This is a genomic window from Candidatus Poriferisodalis sp. (genome assembly GCF_965204125.1).
Lineage (GTDB): Bacteria > Actinomycetota > Acidimicrobiia > Acidimicrobiales > Poriferisodalaceae > Poriferisodalis.
In genome coordinates this window covers 2,871,784-2,890,953 of the sequence record NZ_OZ241968.1, presented here as the reverse complement: position 1 = coordinate 2,890,953, position 19,170 = coordinate 2,871,784, and the positions used below count along the sequence as shown (strand labels likewise).

At 69.6% G+C, this 19,170-nt stretch carries 23 protein-coding genes; 11 read left to right on the top strand and 12 right to left on the bottom strand.

The features are described 5' to 3' along the window. Window positions 1-11: 11 nt before the first annotated feature. Both ACOGXD_RS13345 and ACOGXD_RS13340 read right to left on the bottom strand, forming a co-directional pair. Window positions 12-326, bottom strand: a complete 315-nt coding sequence (locus ACOGXD_RS13345; RefSeq protein ID WP_419915521.1) for a helix-turn-helix domain-containing protein — start codon at window positions 324-326, stop codon at window positions 12-14. A 145-nt stretch (window positions 327-471) separates the two neighbouring features. Further along, complete coding sequence (locus ACOGXD_RS13340; protein WP_419915520.1) at window positions 472-642, bottom strand: hypothetical protein; 171 nt, start codon at window positions 640-642, stop codon at window positions 472-474. Between the two features lie 20 nt (window positions 643-662). On the opposite strand from ACOGXD_RS13340, the gene ACOGXD_RS13335 reads away from it, so the two are divergent. Genes ACOGXD_RS13335 through ACOGXD_RS13300 form a run of 8 tightly spaced genes read left to right on the top strand, consistent with a single transcriptional unit; the run spans window position 663 to window position 5,743 of the window. Next, entirely contained in the window at window positions 663-1,271 is a 609-nt protein-coding gene (locus ACOGXD_RS13335) for an SAF domain-containing protein (RefSeq protein WP_419915519.1), read from the top strand. Beyond that, window positions 1,268-2,560 carry a CpaF family protein gene (locus ACOGXD_RS13330; RefSeq protein WP_419915518.1) on the top strand — a complete coding sequence of 431 codons (1,293 nt, stop codon included), beginning with the start codon at window positions 1,268-1,270 and terminating at the stop codon, window positions 2,558-2,560. The genes ACOGXD_RS13335 and ACOGXD_RS13330 overlap by 4 nt, the downstream gene beginning before the upstream one ends. After that, window positions 2,557-3,414 (top strand): type II secretion system F family protein, encoded by an 858-nt coding sequence (locus ACOGXD_RS13325; RefSeq protein WP_419915517.1) that lies wholly within the window; start codon window positions 2,557-2,559, stop codon window positions 3,412-3,414. Before ACOGXD_RS13330 ends, ACOGXD_RS13325 begins: the two co-directional genes overlap by 4 nt. Continuing rightward, on the top strand, window positions 3,411-4,136 hold the full coding sequence (locus tag ACOGXD_RS13320) for a type II secretion system F family protein (protein ID WP_419915516.1): 726 nt from the start codon (window positions 3,411-3,413) through the stop codon (window positions 4,134-4,136). The genes ACOGXD_RS13325 and ACOGXD_RS13320 overlap by 4 nt, the downstream gene beginning before the upstream one ends. A 36-nt stretch (window positions 4,137-4,172) precedes the next feature. Next, on the top strand, window positions 4,173-4,424 hold the full coding sequence (locus tag ACOGXD_RS13315; RefSeq protein ID WP_419915515.1) for a hypothetical protein: 252 nt from the start codon (window positions 4,173-4,175) through the stop codon (window positions 4,422-4,424). Beyond that, a complete protein-coding gene (locus ACOGXD_RS13310) occupies window positions 4,421-4,834 on the top strand; it encodes a hypothetical protein (RefSeq protein ID WP_419915514.1) in 414 nt (137 codons plus the stop codon). The genes ACOGXD_RS13315 and ACOGXD_RS13310 overlap by 4 nt, the downstream gene beginning before the upstream one ends. Window positions 4,835-4,860: 26 nt before the next feature. Beyond that, complete coding sequence (locus tag ACOGXD_RS13305; RefSeq protein WP_419915513.1) at window positions 4,861-5,310, top strand: hypothetical protein; 450 nt, start codon at window positions 4,861-4,863, stop codon at window positions 5,308-5,310. Continuing rightward, window positions 5,300-5,743: a hypothetical protein gene (locus tag ACOGXD_RS13300; protein ID WP_419915512.1), complete on the top strand. Its 444-nt coding sequence runs from the start codon at window positions 5,300-5,302 to the stop codon at window positions 5,741-5,743. Before ACOGXD_RS13305 ends, ACOGXD_RS13300 begins: the two co-directional genes overlap by 11 nt. A gap of 5 nt (window positions 5,744-5,748) precedes the next feature. On the opposite strand, the gene hemW is transcribed toward ACOGXD_RS13300, so the two are convergent. From hemW to lepA, 5 genes are all read right to left on the bottom strand, one after another. Beyond that, entirely contained in the window at window positions 5,749-6,840 is a 1,092-nt protein-coding gene (gene hemW, locus ACOGXD_RS13295; protein WP_419915511.1) for a radical SAM family heme chaperone HemW, read from the bottom strand. Between the two features lie 6 nt (window positions 6,841-6,846). Beyond that, window positions 6,847-7,137: a helix-turn-helix domain-containing protein gene (locus ACOGXD_RS13290; protein ID WP_419915510.1), complete on the bottom strand. Its 291-nt coding sequence runs from the start codon at window positions 7,135-7,137 to the stop codon at window positions 6,847-6,849. 1 nt (window position 7,138) lies between these two features. Continuing rightward, window positions 7,139-8,344 (bottom strand): molecular chaperone DnaJ, encoded by a 1,206-nt coding sequence (dnaJ, locus tag ACOGXD_RS13285; protein ID WP_419915509.1) that lies wholly within the window; start codon window positions 8,342-8,344, stop codon window positions 7,139-7,141. Window positions 8,345-8,355: 11 nt separating this feature from the next. Then, complete coding sequence (gene hrcA, locus ACOGXD_RS13280) at window positions 8,356-9,438, bottom strand: heat-inducible transcriptional repressor HrcA (protein ID WP_419915508.1); 1,083 nt, start codon at window positions 9,436-9,438, stop codon at window positions 8,356-8,358. Window positions 9,439-9,509: 71 nt separating this feature from the next. Continuing rightward, window positions 9,510-11,324 carry a translation elongation factor 4 gene (gene lepA, locus ACOGXD_RS13275; protein ID WP_419915507.1) on the bottom strand — a complete coding sequence of 605 codons (1,815 nt, stop codon included), beginning with the start codon at window positions 11,322-11,324 and terminating at the stop codon, window positions 9,510-9,512. 54 nt (window positions 11,325-11,378) lie between these two features. Between lepA and rpsT the strand changes: the two genes are divergently transcribed. After that, window positions 11,379-11,642, top strand: coding sequence for a 30S ribosomal protein S20 (gene rpsT, locus ACOGXD_RS13270; protein WP_419915506.1), 264 nt, complete (start codon window positions 11,379-11,381; stop codon window positions 11,640-11,642). Window positions 11,643-11,650: 8 nt separating this feature from the next. Here the strand turns inward: rpsT and holA are convergent, their stop codons facing one another. The 4 genes from holA to ACOGXD_RS13250 form a co-directional block, all read right to left on the bottom strand. Then, window positions 11,651-12,622, bottom strand: coding sequence for a DNA polymerase III subunit delta (holA, locus tag ACOGXD_RS13265; protein WP_419915505.1), 972 nt, complete (start codon window positions 12,620-12,622; stop codon window positions 11,651-11,653). A 46-nt stretch (window positions 12,623-12,668) separates the two neighbouring features. Further along, window positions 12,669-14,522 carry a ComEC/Rec2 family competence protein gene (locus ACOGXD_RS13260; protein WP_419915504.1) on the bottom strand — a complete coding sequence of 618 codons (1,854 nt, stop codon included), beginning with the start codon at window positions 14,520-14,522 and terminating at the stop codon, window positions 12,669-12,671. 109 nt (window positions 14,523-14,631) lie between these two features. Then, window positions 14,632-15,291: a helix-hairpin-helix domain-containing protein gene (locus ACOGXD_RS13255; RefSeq protein ID WP_419915503.1), complete on the bottom strand. Its 660-nt coding sequence runs from the start codon at window positions 15,289-15,291 to the stop codon at window positions 14,632-14,634. A gap of 10 nt (window positions 15,292-15,301) precedes the next feature. Further along, the gene (locus tag ACOGXD_RS13250; RefSeq protein ID WP_419915502.1) at window positions 15,302-16,459 is read right to left on the bottom strand and encodes an MFS transporter; all 1,158 of its coding nucleotides are present in this window, start codon (window positions 16,457-16,459) and stop codon (window positions 15,302-15,304) included. A 142-nt stretch (window positions 16,460-16,601) separates the two neighbouring features. On the opposite strand from ACOGXD_RS13250, the gene ACOGXD_RS13245 reads away from it, so the two are divergent. Both ACOGXD_RS13245 and ACOGXD_RS13240 read left to right on the top strand, forming a co-directional pair. Further along, the gene (locus ACOGXD_RS13245) at window positions 16,602-17,651 is read left to right on the top strand and encodes a phosphotransferase family protein (protein ID WP_419915501.1); all 1,050 of its coding nucleotides are present in this window, start codon (window positions 16,602-16,604) and stop codon (window positions 17,649-17,651) included. 17 nt (window positions 17,652-17,668) lie between these two features. Beyond that, window positions 17,669-18,682 carry an LLM class F420-dependent oxidoreductase gene (locus tag ACOGXD_RS13240; protein WP_419915500.1) on the top strand — a complete coding sequence of 338 codons (1,014 nt, stop codon included), beginning with the start codon at window positions 17,669-17,671 and terminating at the stop codon, window positions 18,680-18,682. Window positions 18,683-18,753: 71 nt separating this feature from the next. Here ACOGXD_RS13240 and ACOGXD_RS13235 read toward each other — a convergent pair whose 3' ends face one another. Beyond that, a complete protein-coding gene (locus ACOGXD_RS13235; protein WP_419915499.1) occupies window positions 18,754-19,140 on the bottom strand; it encodes a pyridoxamine 5'-phosphate oxidase family protein in 387 nt (128 codons plus the stop codon). Between the last annotated feature and the right edge of the window lie 30 nt (window positions 19,141-19,170).

The window sequence follows — 19,170 nt, the reverse complement described above, 5'->3', positions numbered from 1 at the left end:
GCGCCGTCGACCTACCCGGCTTGTTCGTCGTCTTCGTCGGGATCGTCCGGACGAGCTTCGGGATAAAGGTGCTCGAGGCTGCCCGGCTCGACCCTGCATTCCTCGATGAACGTGTCCACATCGCTCAGCCGCAACCGGATGACACGTCCGAACCGGTACGCCGGCAGGTCACCCCGGTCAATGAAGCGGTACAGCGTCCGGGTGGTGATGCCCATGCGGTCTGCGGCCTTCAGCGTGGACAGCCAGACGATCTCTTCGTAGGGAACCTGGTGCTGTTCTTCGCCTGCTGCACCGTTGTCGCCTGATTCGGTCGGCTCCTCAGCCATCTCGCACCTCGCAGTCGGTCGGCTGTTGGCGCTCGAGGGACGTGATCGATCCCTGCGGGCCAACGCTAGTGCGCGAACCGGCGGCCAACGTGCATTTCAACATCAACCATTGATATTACGCGCTATACCGCCATATCTATGCGACCTACTGAGTCAGTTTGCTGAAGTTTTGATAATTATTTTGTGACTTCACGCCAGCATGGTTAAGTCTGCGGCGTGCCCGCAGATCCGTTGTCGCCAACCGATCATCGGGCTCTGCCGCCTGCACCTGCTGCACACCGCCCCAGCGGTGGTGGCCGGTCATCGCTTCGCCCACGCGTCATCGCGGGTGGCGTCTTGTGCGGTGCTGCAGCACTGGGACTGTGGTGGGCGTTCGAGCAGTCAGCGGCTGCGCCCGAAACCAGCTACGTGGTCGCGCGGACGCGACTCGCTCCGGGCAGGGTGATCGAGCCGGCCGATGTTGCCTTGGTCTCGATCCGCCTGCCAGCCGAGATCGAAGCGACCGTCTTCGGCGAGGGCGACGGCAATGACGTGGTGGGCAGCGTGGTGCTCGAGGCCATTCACGCCGGGGAATTGCTCGCCCGGGGTGACGTCGGCTCGCGCCGATCAACTGCCGGTCGAGACGCTGGCTATGCCGTTGCTGTCGAGCTTGATCGTCCCGGGGCCCTCAACGGGCTGATTGCTGCCGGTGACCGCGTCGACGCCGTAGTCACCGATCGCAGCCTTGCTGTCACAACCGGCTCGCAAGCGCCAGGTCTGGTGGCTGCCGGCGCCATCGTGCTCGATGTCGATGACCTCGCTGGCACAGGGCAGCTGTCGGACACGATCACCGTCACCCTGCAGGTGCGCGACCGCGCCGCCGCGGTCGCGCTCGCCGCAGGCGCCGATGCCGGCGCCATCACCTTGATCCGGCCCTGGGGGGCTTCGGCGCAGGCAGCGCCATGACCGATCCGGCGACACTCGCGGAGATCGAACAGGCGGTATCGGAGCGCGCCCGTCACACCGGCCTGGACCCGCGTGCACCAGGCGCGGATCTGGCAGTCACCGGGCTCGCCCACGAGGAGATCCGTCGCTGGAATCTCGGATTCAAGAGCGGCGTTCACGGCCATGCGATCGACGACGCCGACGCCCTAGCCGACCGGATCGTGCGCAACCTGCTCGGCTACGGACCGCTCGAAGCGCCGCTGGCCGACATCGATGTCTGGGAGATCATGGTCAATGCGCCACATGAGATTTTCGTCAAGCGCCACCGCGGTCCGAGCGGCCGGCACGACGAATCGTTCCACGACGACGAGCACGTCCGCCGCACGCTGACGAGGATCATCGATGACGCGACGGCATCCCATCGCAAGCTGGATCCCAGCGAAGGACTGCAGGACGCGCAGCTCGACAATGGCGCCCGCCTGCACATCGTCCATCCCGACATCGGCCGCGGCGGCCACCTGATCTTCAACATCCGCAAGTTCACCGGGATCGCCTTTTCGAGCCTGAACGACCTGGTGGCGATCGGCACGCTGACCGATGAGATCGCCGAGTTCCTTCGCGGTGCTGTGCGTGCCCAACTGTCGATCCTGTTCGCGGGCGCACCCGGCAGCGGCAAGACGACGCTGCTGGGATGCTGCGCTGCTGAACTCGACCCGCGCCTGCGGGTGGTCACCGCCGAGGAAGTGTTCGAGCTCGACATCCCGCTGCCCAACGTCGCCGGGATGCAGACCCGGCCCGGCCGGACCGAGCGAGCTCCGGTGGACTTGCGGCGCCTGGTGGCCGGCTTCCTGAGGATGGCACCCGATGTGGCCATCGTGGGCGAAGTGCGGGACCGCGAGGCAGTCCCTTTGCTGCTGACGCTGTCCAGCGGGGTCACCGGTTACGCGACCGTCCACGCGGGATCCGCACGCCAGGCGCTCGGCCGGCTGCGGCTCATGTGCCAGCTCTCCCCTGACGTGCGCGAGATGCCCGTTGCGGCGATCACCCAGCTCGTGGCCGAGTCGATCGACATCGTGGTGCACCTGCGGCGCGGTCCCGCTGGTGTGGAGGTCACCGAGGTCGTAGCGGTAGAAGAGCCCGAAGGCGACGGCAGCATCTGCTTCGACACCACGCCGTTGTATGCGCCGGCACGCCACGGCCATCCCCCCGAAAGGACCCCTCACGTCTCGGTGCGGGTGATGTCACGGCTCACCGCCGCAGGGTCGGAGGTGCCTGCGCCCGGCGAGGGTGGGGCAGGTGCACCGGCATGACTGCCTTGGCATTCATCGTCGCTGGCGCAGCGGGCGTGTGGCTTCTCTCGACGCCGGGCGGCGGCACATCCAGCTCCGCCCGATGGCTGCCCGGATCGATGCGGCGCGCAACGTCAGCGACGACTCGGGCATCGGTACCGCTGCTTGGCCGCGTGCTGGCCGGCGTCGCAGCGGGCGTCGCCGGCTGGACCGGCGCCTGGACGCTCTTCGGCGGCGGCGTCGCACCCACCCTCGTTGCCGTGCTCAGCGCGGCAATCCCCCCGTGCGCTGCGGTGCAACGGCACCGTCGCCGCGCAGCCGCCTGCTGGCAGGCGTGGCCGCGTCTGCTCGCGGAGATCCGGGTCCTGGTGGCCCACAGGGGTCAGTCGATCCCGGCCGCACTGTTCGCCGCGGGAATGCAGGCCCCAATTGGCATGCGCCCAGCGTTCTCCGAAGCGGCGCGCACGTGGTCGTTAAGCACAGACTTCGAGACCTCGCTCCGTGTCCTCAAGACAGCGCTCGCCGACCCGACGGCGGACGCCGTCTGTGAGACGCTGCTGGCCGCGCACCAGATTGGCGGGGTGCGGATCGATGCCCGCCTGCGTGCGCTGGCCGAGGCGGCCCAGGCTGAGGCCGCCGCTCGCTCCGACGCCCGGGCCAAGCAGGCCGGTGCCCGATTCGCACGCAGCTTCGTCGCGACGGTGCCCGCTTTCATGGCCGTGATCGGCCTGAGCATCGGGCGCGGACGGCAGGCCTACGAGTCGAGCAACGGTCAGCTGCTCGTGGCGTTCAGTGTGCTCGCCGTGGCCGGCTGCTGGCTGTGGGCCGGGCGGATCATGGCGATCCCCGTGCGGAAGCGAGTGTTCCTGCAGTGACCACCGCGGCCTCGTTCGCGCAGCGCATCGCCATGCTGGCGAACGCCGATGCTGAACTCGCTGCACGGCTGCGCGAAGCCGGCATGGCCCGGTCCCCGTACGAGTTCCGCGTACGGCAGGTCGGCGGTGCAACCGCAGCGCTCGCCGCCTCAGGGGCGGCGCTCGCCGCCGTCAACGTCAGACCGCTGCTTGCGCTCGCCGGGGCGGTTGGGGTGGCTGCCGCTGCCTGCGGCGCGTCCGAGTACCGCCTCCGGAGCTCCACGGCGTTGCGACGAACCCGGATCACCGAAGAGCTGCCGATCGTGGCCGAGCAGATCGGCATGCTGCTCGCGAGCGGCATGTCGCTGACCAGCGCCCTCGATGCCGTTGCCCGGCGTGGGCACGGCATCTGCGCCGAGGGGTTGGAACGGGTCGGCGCCCGCGTCGCCGGTGGCGCTGCAGTCGAGGTGGCACTGGCCGAGTGGGCCGACGAGGCCGGATCGGCGGAGATCCGCAGGTTCGTCGGCGTGCTCACCCTGCACGAGGATGCGGCCGACGTGGCCGCGCTGGTGTCGGACGAAGCCCGTTCGGCACGCATGGAAGCGCACCGGTGCCTCATCGCCCACATCGAGCGCCGGAGCGAGCAGGTGTGGATTCCCGTCACCGTCGCGGCGCTGGTGCCCGGGTGCGTCCTGCTCGCCATCCCGTTCAGCGACGCCCTCAGCGGGTATGCGGCGCTGTGAACCAGCAACGAAAGCCAGCAACGAAAGGACAACCCCATGTACGACAGCCTCATCTGCACCGTCCCGATAGCAACTGCGCTCGGCGCGGCATGTACCGCCGCACTCGCCGCTGCGGGCGCCGCCCGCAAGGACGCACGGCAGGGCGAACGAGGCGAGGGAGTGATCTCGGCGGCCATCGCTGTGCTGATCATCGCCTCGCTCGGCGCGCTCATGTGGGTCGGCTTCAGGGCGCTCTGGGAGAACGCCGAGGAAACGACGAACTCTGAGATCGCGAAGATCGGCAAATGACCCGTCGGCGCGCGAGCCCATACCGCGATGAGCGCGGCGCTGGCCTCATCGCGCTGCCGTGGGCCGTCTTGGCGTGCCTGACCTTTCTCACGCTGGCGGTCCAGATTGCCGTTTACTTCTACAGCACCTCGGTGCTCACGGCGGTGGGCCACGACGCAACGCGCCGGGCGGCGTTCGGCGGCGGCCCTGCGGCAGTCGCAGACGCTGAGCGGTGGCTGCGCTCGAGCATCGGTCCCTCGGTGGACATCGAGCAGCTCCGCTGGAGCACCACCGGCGAGACCGTCGCACTGGAATTGGCAGCGAGGCCGCCGTCGGTGCTCATCGACGCCGCCGCACTGATCGGCCTGCGCAACATCGAGCGCCGGTTCGAGGTACGGCGCGAGCTGGCTCGCTTCGCCGGTTCGCCATGAAGCACTTCGCCGCGAGGCAGTTCCGCATGAAACGCACCCGGCATGATGCTTCCGGCGTCGTCGGGGCCGAGGTGCTGCCCTTCGTCGTGCTCGTTTTCATCGGGGGCACGCTGGTGTTCGCCCAAGCGTGGGCGGCGCTGGACGCCAAGATCGCTGCAGTTGCCGGCGCCCGTGAGGCGGCACGGACCTTCGTCGAGCATCGCGGACCTCGCTTCGGCGATGCCGCCGACGCCTCAGTCGCCGCCGGCATGCAGGCGATGTCCGGCCACCGGCTCAGCGGTGAGGCATCGGTTCGTCCGGTCGGCACGACCCGGCTGCGCCGATGCGAGCGGGTGACGTTCGAGGCCGCGCGGGAGGTCCCCCGCCTGGCGCTGCTCGGCAGCCGATGGTCGCCCGTGACGGTGGGCGCTCGCGCCAGCGAGATCGTCGATCCCTTCCGGCACGGCCTCCGCGGGCGGGCGCCCTGTGCGCAGTGAGCGAGGCTCGGCGCTGCTGCTGGTGCCTGCCGGCGTGCTGATCGTGGCATTGCTGGGCAGCATCGCCGTCGACAGCGCGGCTGCGTTTCTGGCGCAGCGCGAGGCGCAAGCGGCAGCGTCGTCGCTCGCGAACGACCTCGTCTCGCTTGCCCTCGACGAATCCTCGCTCCGGCATCAGGGGTCCTACCGCGTCTCCCCTTCCCGGCTCCGGCGGCTGGGCCCGTGGAGCCAGCGGATCGCTCAGGAGCGGTTGTCGGCGGTATTCGAGCCCGGATCCGTCTCGGTGAGGATCAGCCCTGCGGGCCCGGCGGCCGTCCGGGTGTCGGTGGAAGGCTCCGCGCGGAGGGTCATCGGCTTGATCGGGAACGTCAGCGGGCGAGCGAGCCGCCCCGTCGCCGCAGCGGCGGTCGGCCGTGCGCGGCTGTCGGGCTAGGTCAGCTACTGCTCGGAGGGAAGGCCGAGCCGCACGGCCACTTCGTTGGCGAGCAGACGCCCGCGGGAAGTCAGCTTCAGGCGGCCCCCGCCAGCAGGCTCCAGCAAGTGCTCCACGTCTTCGGGCACTGTGTCGGCAGGGACACCGACCGAAGTGCGCAGCGCAAGCTGCAAGGCCTCTGCACGGCGCTCGTCAGGCCCCAGTTCCTCGCTGCCGGCCACGGGCGAGGTGCCGGCCGAGATCGCCGCAATGAACCGCTCGGGCGTGCGAACGCTCCAGAAGCGGCGCCCGTCGCGATGGCTGTGCGCGGCGCAGCCGATGCCCGCATAGGAGCCCTGCTGCCAATACAGCAGGTTGTGCCGGCACTGCGCACCGGGCCGAGCCCAGTTGGAGATCTCGTAAGTCTCGTAGCCCGCCCCGGCGAGCAGCTCGTCGGCGAGCAGGTACTTGTCGGCCATCTCGTCCTCGTCGGGATGCCGTGACGGGTCATCGCCCAGCGGCGTTCCAGGCTCCGGCGTCAGGCCGTACACGCTCAGGTGGTCGGGCTCGAGATCGATGACCTCGACCAGGGTGCGCTTCCAGTCGGTCAACGACTCAGCCAGCGAGCCGTAGATCAGGTCCAAGTTGAGCTGGCCGATGCCGGCCTGGCGGACTGCGTCGACCGCGCCAGCCACCATCGGCGGGTCATGACGACGGCCCAGCGCGTCGAGCACGTGCGCAACTGCCGACTGAACACCGAGGCTGATGCGGTTCACGCCCAAGGACCGGTATGCCTGCATCTGTTCGGGCGTGACCAGGTCCGGGTTGCACTCCACCGTGATCTCGGCCCCGCGCGCCAGGGGCAGTTCCGCCAGCACATCACCGAGCAACGACGGCTGCACCAGGTTCGGCGTTCCGCCGCCGAAGAACACCGAGGTCACCGGCGGCATGCCGGCCGCCAGCTCCCGAGCCTGCGCCCGGCAGCTCGCCATGTAGTCGCCGATGAGGTGGCTGCGATCGGTCCAGGTCGCGAACGCGCAGTAGTCGCAGCGGTGCGTGCAGAACGGGACATGGCAATAGACACCGAATGCGGGCGATGCGCTGCCGTTGTCAGTCACAGCCAGTCACAACACTGAGTCGGGCGGGTAGCGCTGCGACGCCACATGGCCCACATCGCTGCCCTGATCGCCGCCTGGCAGCAGCTCGGCGGGCGGCACACCGTAGAGCTCCGCCAAGCGCAGCAGCCGATGCACGGCCAGCCCACGCTCGCCGCGCTCATAGGCACCCAGAACCGACGTTCGGAACTCGCCGCGGGAGGCCTCCTCGACCTGCGCCAGCGTCATGCGCTGTCGTTTGCGCACGGCCCGCAGCCGCTCCCCCACCAGCGTGTGAACGTGCTGGCGGTCGACGGGCATCTCAGCCCTTGCTGCGACGCGTGCGCCGTTGCCGGGTTTCAGTGCTGCTCCGAGCCTTGGACCGCTCAGCCCGCGCCTCGCTACGCGCTTGTTCACGATCAGGCGGGTCGGCCGGCACGGACCGATCAACGACGATCCCGTCCACCTGCTCGCCACGTGCGCTGGCGACGTCCCGCAGCTTGGCCGCGTCCGACTTCGAGAGCTTCTTCGGGATGTCCACCCGCACTACCACATGCAGGTCGCCGCGCCCGCGCCCGTTGGCGCGCGGCACGCCCAGCCCGCCCAACCGGATCGTGTCGTTCGGCTGGGTGCCCGCCTTCACCGTCAGATCCCGCGGCCCGTCCAGCGTCTCGAACGTCACCGTCGCTCCCAAGGCAGCTTGCAGCATCGTCACCGGCAGCTCGGCCACCAGGCTGTCACCCTGCCGCACGAACTCGTCCGATTCGGCGACGCGCAGGTGCACGTACAGATCGCCTGCAGGCCCGCTGCGAGGTCCCACCGATCCGCGGCCGGTCAGGCGGAGCGTGGCACCCGAATCGACGCCGGGCGGCACCCGCACAGCCAGGGAAACATGCTCGGCCCGGCGGCCTTCCCCCCGGCAGGATCTGCACGGGTTGACAATCTCCATGCCAGTCCCGCGGCACTGGCCGCACGGCGCCGCAGTGACCATCTGGCCGAGCAGGCTCTGGCGCACCTGGCGCACCTGCCCCGCGCCCCCGCAGACGCTGCACACCGTCGGCGACGTGCCCTCCGCGGCACCCGAGCCGCCGCAATCGTCACACGACACCAGCGTCCGCACTTCGATCGGGCGGTCGACGCCGAAGACAGCCTCGGCGAAATCGAGATCGACCACCGTCTCGTGATCATCGCCGCGCGGCGGGCCTGACGCTCGGCGGGACCGGCCGCCGCCGAAGGGGTTCCCCCCGAAGAACGACTCGAAGATGTCGCTGAGATCGAAGTCGAATGCCGGGCCGCCCATGCCGCCGCGCAAGCCCTCATGCCCGAAGCGGTCGTAACGGGCCCGAGCTTCAGGATCGGAGAGCACCGCGTATGCCTCGCTGATCTCCTTGAAGCGGGCCTCGGCCTGCGCGTCGCCCGGGTTCGCATCGGGATGGTGCTCACGGGCCTTCTGCCGGTACGCGCGCTTGAGGTCGCCCTCGCTGACATCGCGGCTCACTTCGAGCAGCTCGTAGTAGTCGGCAGGCATCTGTGGCAGGTCTATTGCGGGGCCGCGGGCGAGATGCCCACGGGCGCCTGCGCGACGTCGCCGTCGCCGAGGGTATGCGCGACGTCGCCGTCGCCGAGCGAGGCCGACAGCCGCCGGCTCACCGTGTGCACCGCCGCGAGCGCCTTGGAGTAGTCCATCCGGGTCGGGCCCAGCAGTCCCACGCTGCCGACCGTGCGGCCGTCGACCTCGTAGGGCGCGACCACCACCGAGCAGTCGGCCAGCGGCTTCATGCCCGTCTCAGACCCGATGGCCACGCTCAGGCCGCGGTCGACGAGGCTGCGCAGCAGCGTCACCACCATCAGCTGCTCCTCCAGCACCGACAGCACCGAACGAAGCGATGACACGGCCTCGAATTGCTCGGTGATCTTGGCTGTCCCGCCCACGTAGAGCTCGCCGGGATGCGACTGGTCGTCGGCCAGCGCGGCCAGGGCCGCCCCCACCAGTGCATCGGTTGCCGCATCGCCGGTCTCAGGAACGTGCACCGGCTGCGATCGAGTACGCCCCACCAGCGCTTCGGCCAGGATCGCCGAGGCCGCCCCGGCGGCCGGGCCTTGGGCCGCGTCGGCCAGTTCACGGTTGTTGTACACGTCGACGTAGGTGCGCTCGACGACGCCCGACGACATCACCAGCACCACGAGCAGCCGGCCGCCGCCGAGGTCCACCAGCTGAGCCGACCGGATGCTGTCTCGATCATGGCGCGGGGCGACCACCATCGCCGCGTATTCGGTCAGGTCCGACAGCAGCCGGCTGGTGTCGGCGAGCAGCTCCTCGATCTGCCCCTGGGCATGAGCGAAGAAGGCCCGCACCTGCCGGACCCCGGTGTTGTCGAGCGATCCCGGCCCGAGGCCGTCCACGAAGTACCGGTAGCCCGCTTCGGTCGGCACCCGACCGGCGCTGGTATGCGGCTGCATCAGGAAGCCGCCGGCCTCCAGCGCCGCTAGATCATTGCGGACGGTCGCGGGCGACACATCGAGGCGGGTCATCTCGAGCACTGCGGCCGATCCGACCGGCTGCGCGCTCTCGATGAAGTTCTCGACTACCGCCTGCAGCACCGTGGCTCTGCGCTCGTCCATCACTCCTCCGCAGGCCGTACCCGCAATGACCCGATGCTACCGATGCCCCCCGAACCACCAGCGGGAACATCTCACTGGTCGAGGCGCAGCGCAGAAACGAAGGCCTCATTGGGCACTTCGACACGCCCGATCGCCTTCATCCGCTTCTTGCCTTCCTTCTGACGCTCCAGCAGCTTGCGCTTGCGGGTGATGTCGCCGCCGTAGCACTTCGACAGCACGTCCTTCCGCTTGGCCTTGACCGTCTCGCGGGCGATGATCCGCCCGCCGATGGCGGCCTGGATGGGCACGTCGAAGAGCTGGCGCGGGATGAGCTCGGCCAGCTTCGCCGTAATGGCCTTGCCGTAGGGATAGGCGCCGTCACGGTGGCAGATCGCCGAGAACGCATCCACCGGCTCGCTATTGAGCAGAATGTCCACCCGTACCAGGCGCTCGGCGCGATAGCCCGCGTAGTCGTAGTCGAGGCTGGCGTAGCCCTGGGTGCGGCTCTTGAGCTGGTCGAAGAAGTCGGTCACCACCTCGGCCAGCGGCAGCTCGTAGCGCAACTCGACCCGTTCGGGCGACAGGTAGTCCATGGACGTCATCGAGCCCCGGCGCGACTGGCACAAGTCCATGACCGCTCCGGTGTAGGCGCTCGGCGTCAGCACCGACACGGTGAGCATCGGCTCCGCGATCTCGGCGATCTGGCCGGCCGGCGGCAGGTCCGACGGGTTGTCGACCTCCAGCTCCTCGTCGTCGTCGGTGCGCACCCGGTAGGCCACCGAGGGCGCGGTCGCGATCAGCGAGAGCCCGAACTCGCGCTCGAGCCGCTCGCGGACGATCTCCATGTGCAGCAGGCCCAGGAAGCCGCAGCGGAAGCCGAACCCCAGCGCACCGGAGGTCTCGGGCTCGAATGTCACCGAGGCGTCGTTGAGCCTCAGCTTCGCCAGCGCGTCACGCAGGTCGGGGTACTCGTCGCCGTCGACGGGATACAGGCCGCAGAAGACCATCGGCTTGGGGTCGTCGTAGCCGGCCAACGGCGCATCCGCCGGCGCTGCCGCCGAGGTCACCGTCTCGCCCGAGCGGGCCTCCGCCACGTCCTTGATGCCGGCGATGAGATAGCCCACCTCGCCGGGGCCCAGCGCATCGGTCGGCGTCACCGCGGGCAGGCGCAGGCCCACCTCCTCGGACAGGTGCAGCCCGCCGGCTTGCATGAAGCGCAGCCGATCGCCGGCGCACAGCCGGCCGTTCATGACACGCACCGAGGAGACGACGCCGCGGTACTGGTCGAAGTGGGAATCGAAGATCAGCGCCTGGAGCGGGGCGTGCGGGTCGCCGCCCGGCGGGGGGATCCGCTCGATGATCGCGTCGAGCAGCGCTTCGACGCCCTCGCCGGTCTTGGCCGAGATGGCCAGCACCTCGCCCGAGTCGATGCCCAGCACACGCTCGATCTCCGATGCGTACAGATCCGGCTCGGCCGCGGGGAGGTCGATCTTGTTGAGCACCGGGACGATGGTGAGATCCGACTCGAGGGCCAGGTAGCAGTTGGCCAGCGTCTGTGCCTCGATGCCCTGCGCTGCATCGACGAGCAGCACCACGCCTTCGCATGCCGCGAGCGACCGGCTGACCTCGTAGCCGAAGTCGACATGTCCGGGCGTGTCGATGAGATGCAGCGTGTGACGCCGCCAGCTCACGCGGACGTTCTGGGCCTTGATGGTGATGCCGCGCTCGCGCTCGAGCTCCATCGAATCGAGGTATTGGGCGCGCATCGAGCGCTCCTCGACAGCACCGGTCAACTCCAGGATCCGGTCCGACAGCGTCGACTTCCCGTGATCGATATGGGCGATGATCGAGAAGTTCCGAATCGATCCGGTTCCGGCGCCGCCGTCGGGAGGGGGCACGTGGGGCATCGCAGGCCGCACGGTACCCTGCGGGGCCGGTTTCGAGACGGAGAGCATGCCTTCGTGGCCAACATCAAGAGCCAGATCAAGCGCAATCGTCAGAACGAGGCGCGACGGGTGCGCAATCGTGCCGTCCGCTCAGAACTCCGGACGCGCGAGAAGGCGGTGATCGCAGCTGCTGAGGCGGGCGAGCCCACCGACGAGCTCATCCGGCTGGCTCAGAAGCGGCTCGACAAGGCCGCCGCCAAGGGTGTCATCCACCGGAACGAGGCGGGCCGGCGCAAGTCGCGCCTCATCACTCGCACAGCATCCCGCAACGGGGCGTAGCACCTCCTTCAGCGGGCCCCGGCGGCGAGCCGCGCACAGAGGATCTCGGCAACACAGCGAGCGTCGAGTCCGGACCGTCCGCGCATGTCCATGTCTGCCTCTGCGAGCAGCTCGACAGCTCGGGCAATCCCGTCGCTGCCCCGCCGTCGGCATCCATCCATTGCCTTGCGGGCCGGAAACGTGGAGCCGCGCAGGCCGAGCACGGCAGCGGCTTCCTTCTCGTTCGTGGCGCCGGCACCGTCCAGCCGGGCCATCCGGGTGATGTGGTTGGCGACGGTGGCCGTGACGGCCAGGGGGTGCCGGCCCGCGCCCCACATGCGCTGCAGCACTGCGAGGGTCGTATTCACGTTCCCCCGGTCGATCGCGTCGGTCAGCTCCCACGGTGGGACGTCGCCCTCGGCCCCTAGGTAGGGCAGCACGTCGTCGGCGTCCAGACGGGCGCCTTCGCCGAAGACCGCCGCCAGCGTGTCGAGCAGCGATCCGAGACGGCTGAGTTCGGCGCCGAGGTGCTCGGCGACGCTGGCGCGGGCTCGAGCATCGAGCTGGACCGGTGCCTGCGCGAGACGCTCCTCCAGCCAAGTCCGGCGATTGCGCGCCCCGCCTGGCACGTCGGATGCGACCCGGTGGCCCCCGCTGGCCTCCACGGCCTCGGCGAGCGGGCGCGGCACGCGACCGGAGTCCCACTCGACCACCAGATCGGTGGTGGGGCAGGGATCGTCCAGCCACGCGATCAGCGGGGCAAGATCCGCCGCGCCGAAGCGGCTGAGCCCCCGGGCAACGACGACCCGGTGGGTTGCCAGCATCGGCGGCGTCGATGCCGAGATGACGAGATCTGCCAGCACGTACTCGTCGCCCGAGAACTCGTCGAGCACTTCAGCCCGGTCGGCATCGCCGACAAGTTCGGCCACGGCAGCCAGCACCGCTTCGGCCGTGAGGATCTCGTCGGCGCCGCTGATCAGCCGTACGGTGCCTCCGGGCATCAGCGCCGCGGTCCCGGGGCGGCGGCTCGCGCGCAGAGATCCGAGTTCACGGTGCTTGCCGCCACTCGGCCGACGCTAGTTCTGCTGAGACATGCAGGCGCTCTGCAGCGGGCTCAACCGTGAGCCCTGCTACGACGACGGGCTCAGTCACCACCTCATGCGGCACCCGGCCGCCGAGGCCCGCTGGCGCGAGGACCTGCCCGATGTCGTGACGGGCGTGCAGGGCACGTACGGCCTCACGGCCTGCGCGGCTGGCCGAGCGCGCCACGAGCACGTCAATACGGTCGATCCCCGCGACGGCGAGCTGGCCGAGGGCACGTGCGGGATCGGGGCGATCCACCACCACGACCACGGGATCAGCGACAGCCGAGCCGGTCGCGGCAAGACCGGCCGGCGCAGACTCTGCGTGCTGGACGGCAAGATGCGGCCCCACCGGAGGCGCAGGCCGGTGCGTGCCGGCCGCCGCACACACCCCGACGCCGGCCGCGACGACCGCCAGGCTGCGCAGGGCGCCGGCCAAGTTCCCGAACACGTGCGGCGCCACAGCGAACAGCCCGGCGCAGCATCCCACCACTGCGGCCGCGGCGGCCAATTCGGCAGCCTCGATCTGCGGCCAGCCCAGCGATGCGCCCCAACGCGCCACCCCCGCGACCCACCCCATCATCAGCTTGGTCGGCAGGTGCAGTACCGATGCGACCGCGTCGCCAGCGAGGCCGCCCGTGAAACCGCCGATGAGGCCCCAGACCATGGCCGGGCCTGCCACCGGTCCCGCCAGCACGTTGGCGGGAATGCTCACGAGCGGCAGCGAGCCGAAGACGGCCAGCTGAACCGGCAGCACTCCTGCCTGTGCGCAGAGGGTGGCTGCGAGCGCCAGACGCAGCCACGCCGGCCCCCACAGCAGGGGAGCGACGCGGCGGGCTCCGATCACGATGGCGGCGGTCGCGGCGACCGAGAGCTGGAAGCCCACCGAGCGGACGAGCAGCGGGTCGACAAGCAACAGCACGATGACCGCCAGCGCCAGCAGCCGCGTCGCAGATGCTCGCCTGCCGACGGCGTGCGCGCCGACAGCGAGGGTGGCGAGCACGCATGCCCGCAGCACCGAGGGCTCACCCCTGGTCAGCACGGCGAACTGAACGAGCAACACTGCCACGGCGACCAGCCGGGCCCGAGGTCGCAGCCCGGCCAGCAGCGGGGCGAACAGCAGCAGCACGAAGGCCACGTTCGAACCCGAAACGGCGAGCAGGTGGGTGAGCGATGTCGCCCGGAAGTCGTGCACGACCTCCGGCAACTGCCCCCGATCGTCGCCGTACACGAACCCGGCGAGCAGCACTGCGTCCCGCTGCGACAGCGATTCGCCCGACGCCTCCACGAGCCAGCGCAGCGAATTCGCGATGCGGAACGGCGCGCTGCCGCCGTCGAGATGGTGCGCTGTGCGGATCACCGCAGTCCCAGCGAGGTGCCGGGGCCACAGGAAGGGGCGGTCGCCGGCCTCGGCAGGTTCTGCGCTCACGCCCAGGCGCCAGCGCTCCCCCATGACTGCGTCTTCCAGCCGCCATGCAGCCGGGCCCCGTGCCCAGCCCTCCCACCGGTGCTCGGCGCCGTCGATCGATGCGCTGAATGGCACGACCAAGGCTCCGGCACGCCAGCGGGGATCGCCGACCAGTTGCACGTCGCCTTCGAATTCGCCTCCCGTCACGGCGCTGAGCTGGGCGATCTGGGCTCCCATGGCGACCGCTGCGAGCACCAACAGGCCGGCCGGGATGAGCACCCGCGCACGGCTCGCGATGCCGGCGGCGCCGAGTCCGATGCCTAGTGCGGCGCCCCACCGCCACGACCCCCACCACAGCGACAGCGGGGGTGCCCACAGCGCGCCTGCCGCGGTGGCGATGGCACCTGCCACCAGCCACCGGTCAGCAACGGCGCTGAGCCCTCCGAACCGGCGAGGCGCAGCCCGTGGCGGGCTCCGCCAGTCCGGCAAAGCAGGCACGGTCGGCGGGTGCGGCGACAGCTCAGACTGTCGCATGGGGTCGTAGCCGGGACAGCTTGGAGGGTCCGATCCCGGGCACCTGCTCGAGCGCATCCAGCGTCGCGAACGGACCGTGCTCGGTCCTGTAGGCGATGATCGCCGCCGCCAGTGACGGGCCGATGCCCGGCAGCTCGTCGAGCTGCGATGCCGTGGCGGTGTTGACTTCTATCGGTCCGGCGGAATCTGAGCCCGACCCGTCACCCGCAGGCAGCTCTCCCTCCACCGGCACGTAGATCTGCTGCCCGTCGCTCAGCCGTTCTGCCAAGTTGACTGCTGCGTCATCGGCGTCGGCTCCGAGCCCGCCGGCTGTGTCGACCAGGTCGCCAACCCGCGACCCGGCAGGGACGTCGTAGAGCCCTGGCTGCCGCACCGCGCCGGCAAGGTGCACCTTCAGCAGCGACGGCTGCGTCGTCGCTACAGGAAGCGGTGCTTCGTCCGCAGCAAGCGGCAGCTCGATGGGCTCGGGCGAGCCATGCCGGACCCCGGCCAGAAAGCCCACTGCAACCACTGCGCCGACGGCGCCGAACAACACCAGCACGGGCACGACACCGATCCGCCGTGCGAAACCGGCTGTCTCCGTCGCTACGGAACGCCAGTCGGTAGAGCGCCCGTGTGCTGAGGGCCCTGCGCCCGGCGCCCGCATGCATGCGACCCTAGTGATGCTGTGCGATGACCTTTGGTGGAATTTTCACTGCTTTCAGCCGTAGCATGGCGATCGTCGCGAGGATCAGGCAGGCCACCGCCCAGCCGCCGAACAGCCAACGCGGCCCGAACTGGCCGTACAGCGGCGGGCCGCCGAATGCGGCGCCAGCCGCGACGAGCAGGCCGACAGCTTCCAGTACCCCGGTCCCCATCGCCGCCTGCTCGGCACCCGTGGCCTCGAGCACGAGCACTTGGGCACCCATCACGCCATACGACTCAGTGACCGCTTCGGCGATGCCCACGGCGATGAAGCTCGCCAGTCCCCCGATCCAGCCATACAGCAACACTGCCGGGACGAAGAGCAGCAGTGCGGGGACACCGACGCGACCTCCGCCGAGGCGTTCGGCCAGAGCGCCGGTGTAGGGCGGCAACGCCATCAGCGGGATGCCGATGATGAGCAGCCCGACAGCCAGCTCGCCCGACGACAATCCCACGTCGGTGAGGTAACGGTCGACGGTCGCATCGAAGATGCCGATGAGTCCCCAGATGCCAACGTGCACGCAGATGGCCGCCTGGACCCGAGGGCGGCGGAGCAGGTTCGAGAGGTCCGAGTAGTCCACCGCGGCCGCAGCAATGGGCGACTTCGAGATCAGCACAGCTGCAACCGGCCCGAGCAGCAGCATCAGCGTGCCGGTGAGGAGGAACGGAGCCTCGAACGAGACACCGCTGAGTGCCGCCCCGATGGCTGGACCGCTGATGAATCCCGCCACAGCGCACGACAGCAGACCCCCCACCTTGGCACCGCTGCCGCTGATGTCCCGGCCGATCAGCGCCTTGCGGGCCACTAGGCCGAACAGCCCGAAGGACAGGCCGGCCAGGGCCCGGCTCGTCACCAGCGACCACGTGGCCTCCGCGAACACGAACCCGAAAGCGCCGAGCACTGCCGCTGCCACCGAGATCCATGCCACGAGACGGTGGTGACCCCGGTCGACCAGCGGCGAGAGCAGCAGTTGCGACAGCAAGCCGGCGACGAAGCCGGCGGCGGCCACCATGCCCAGCTCCAGGTGGGAGAGGCCGTATCGATCCTGCAGGTCCGCCAGGTAGGCGAAGATGACGCCCATCGATGCTGTGACGAGGAACTGCGTGGTGTAGATCGTCACGAACAGCACCGGCGAAGCGTAATGGTGTGCGTCGGCACCGGGCCGTTGCACCGGCTAAGCAGCGCAGCGAGATCTAAGGGCTCATCCGACGCTGCGGTACCCCTGCGGCCATGATGGGGGCGGCGGCTGCCGACCGAGGGAGGCGATGACGGTGACGAGCTCAACCCACTCCACCGATGACGGTGCTGTTGCCGGCATCGACGCCAGGCCGGTCACGGCATGGCTCGCCGACCGGGTCGAGCTCAGCCCGCCGCTGCAGTTCGAGATCATCGCCGGCGGCCACTCCAACCTCACCTACCGCGTCAGCGACGCTGCGGGGCGCCGGTGGGTGCTGCGCCGGCCGCCGCTAGCGCACCTGCTGGCCGGGGCGCACGACATGGTGCGCGAGCACCGCTTGCTGTCATCGCTGGAGCCCACCGAGGTCCCCACGCCGCCGGTGGTGGGCCTGTGCACCGATGCCGAGGTGAACGGCGCCGATTTCTACGTGACCGGCTTCGTCGACGGCACGGTGCTGCGCTCGCTCGACGACGCCGAAACGCTCACGCCCGAGGCCCGCGGGGAGCTGAGCCGGCGGATGGTGGAGGTGCTCGCCGCCATCCACAGCACCGACTTGGAGGCGACCGGGCTCGCCACTCTCGGCCGGCCGGAGGACTACGTCGCTCGTCAGATCCATGTCTGGCGACGACAGTTCAACGCCATGACGTCACGGGATCTGCCGATCATCGAACGCGTCCACGATGTGCTGGTGGCCTCGATCCCGCCGCAGGCCGAGGCCACGCTGGTGCATGGCGACTACCGCCTCGACAACTGCCTCTCCACCACCGACGGAGACTTGGCGGCCGTGCTGGACTGGGAGATCTCCACGCTGGGCGACCCGGTCGCCGAGCTGGGATTCCTGCTCGGCTACTGGGTCGAGCCCGACGACGGCTTCAACCCGCTCGGCCACGACGCCACCGCGGCCGAGGGCTTCTGGACCCGCGACCAGCTCGCTCACTCATATGCCGAGCTGACCGGCCGCGACATCAGCAGCATCGAATGGCACTTCGCTTTCGCGAGCTGGCGCCTCGCCTGCATCCTCGAAGGCGTGCATGCGCGTTACGTGGGCGGCGCGATCCCCGAGATTCCGCCAGAGGTCCACGAGTTCCCGCAGAGCATCGTGTCGCTGGCCGAGCGAGCCGAGTCGGTGCTCGCAAACCTCTAGCCGCTACTCTCCCCGCCATGAAGGTAGACGGCGGCCTCGGAGTCACAAGCGGATTCGACAACCTGATGGAGTCGAGTCGAGAGCAGGAAGCGTTGGGGTACGACGGCTTGTGGGTGCCGGAGACCAGCCACGATCCGTTCACGATGCTCCCGCTCATCGCGCACGCGACCGAGACGGTGGACCTCGGCACGAACATCGCGGTGGGCTTTGCCCGCAACCCGATGACGCTGGCCTACAGCGCCAACGACATCCAGACGCTGTCGGAAGGGCGGTTCGTCCTGGGGTTGGGCAGCCAGATCCGCCCGCACATCACCCGGCGGTTCTCGATGGAGTGGTCCAAGCCGGCTGCTCGCATGCGCGAGATGATCATGGCGATCAAGGCCATCTGGGACTGCTGGAACAACGGCGAGAAGCTGAACTTCCGGGGCGACTTCTACGAGCACACGCTGATGACGCCGTTCTTCGATCCCGGGCCGAATCCCTACGGACCGCCCCGGCTGGCGCTGGCGGGCGTGGGCCCGCTGATGACCGCTGTGGCGGGTGAGACCTGCGACATCTTCCTGTGCCACGGCTTCACCACCGAGAAGTACCTGCGCGAGGAAACGATCCCGGCGCTCGAGCGCGGTGCTGCCCGGGCCGGTCGCGACCCCAGCGAGATCACGATCTCGGGGCCGTCGTTCATCGTCACCGGCAACACCGAAGAGGACATGGAGAAGGCGCGCCAGGCGACGAAGCAGCAAGTGGCGTTCTACGGCTCCACGCCGGCATACCGGCCCGTGCTCGACTGCCATGGCTGGGGCGACATGCAGACCGAGCTGAACGCCATGTCCAAGGAGGGCCGCTGGGTCGAGATGGCCAACCTGGTCGATGACGACATCCTCGATGCGTTCGCCGTGGTGGCCGAGCCCGAGCAGGTGGCCACCGAGCTGAAGCGCCGCTTCGACGACGTCGTCGACCGAGTCAGCTTCTACGCCCCCTACAAGGGCGACCGCCAGCGCTGGCAGACCATCTTCAACGACCTGAAGAGCTAGCCCCAGCCGGCTCGAAGCGTCGTTGAAGCATCAGGCGTAGCAACGGACCTGGAGAGCTAGCGCCCGCTGGCTCAGGCGCTGAGCGGGGCGCAGTCTGAGCTGCAGTTGGGGTTGGTCGCCGGAGTGGCCGGCGTCGCGGGCCGGTGCAGGACACCATTGGTCGGCCGCAGTTCCAGTTCGAGCCCGTCGGCCCCGTCGACCGTCTGTGCCACGGCGTCGACGATCATCGAGTAGCCACCGGGCTCGTACGGCGGCCACAGCACCGAGATCGTCGGCCGCTGTGCCACGTTGGCCGCCGCCGAACGGCTGGCGCCACAGCGCAGCACGTCACCGTCGAGCCGCATCGCCAGGTGGGCAATGTGCGGCGTGGCATCGTCGCGCACCGTCAGCACGTACGCAGCGTTGCCGAACTGCTCCATCTGCTTGCCGATGTCACCGGGCTCCACGGGAATGCTCATGTGTCCGACGATATGCCCGCAGCGCACGGC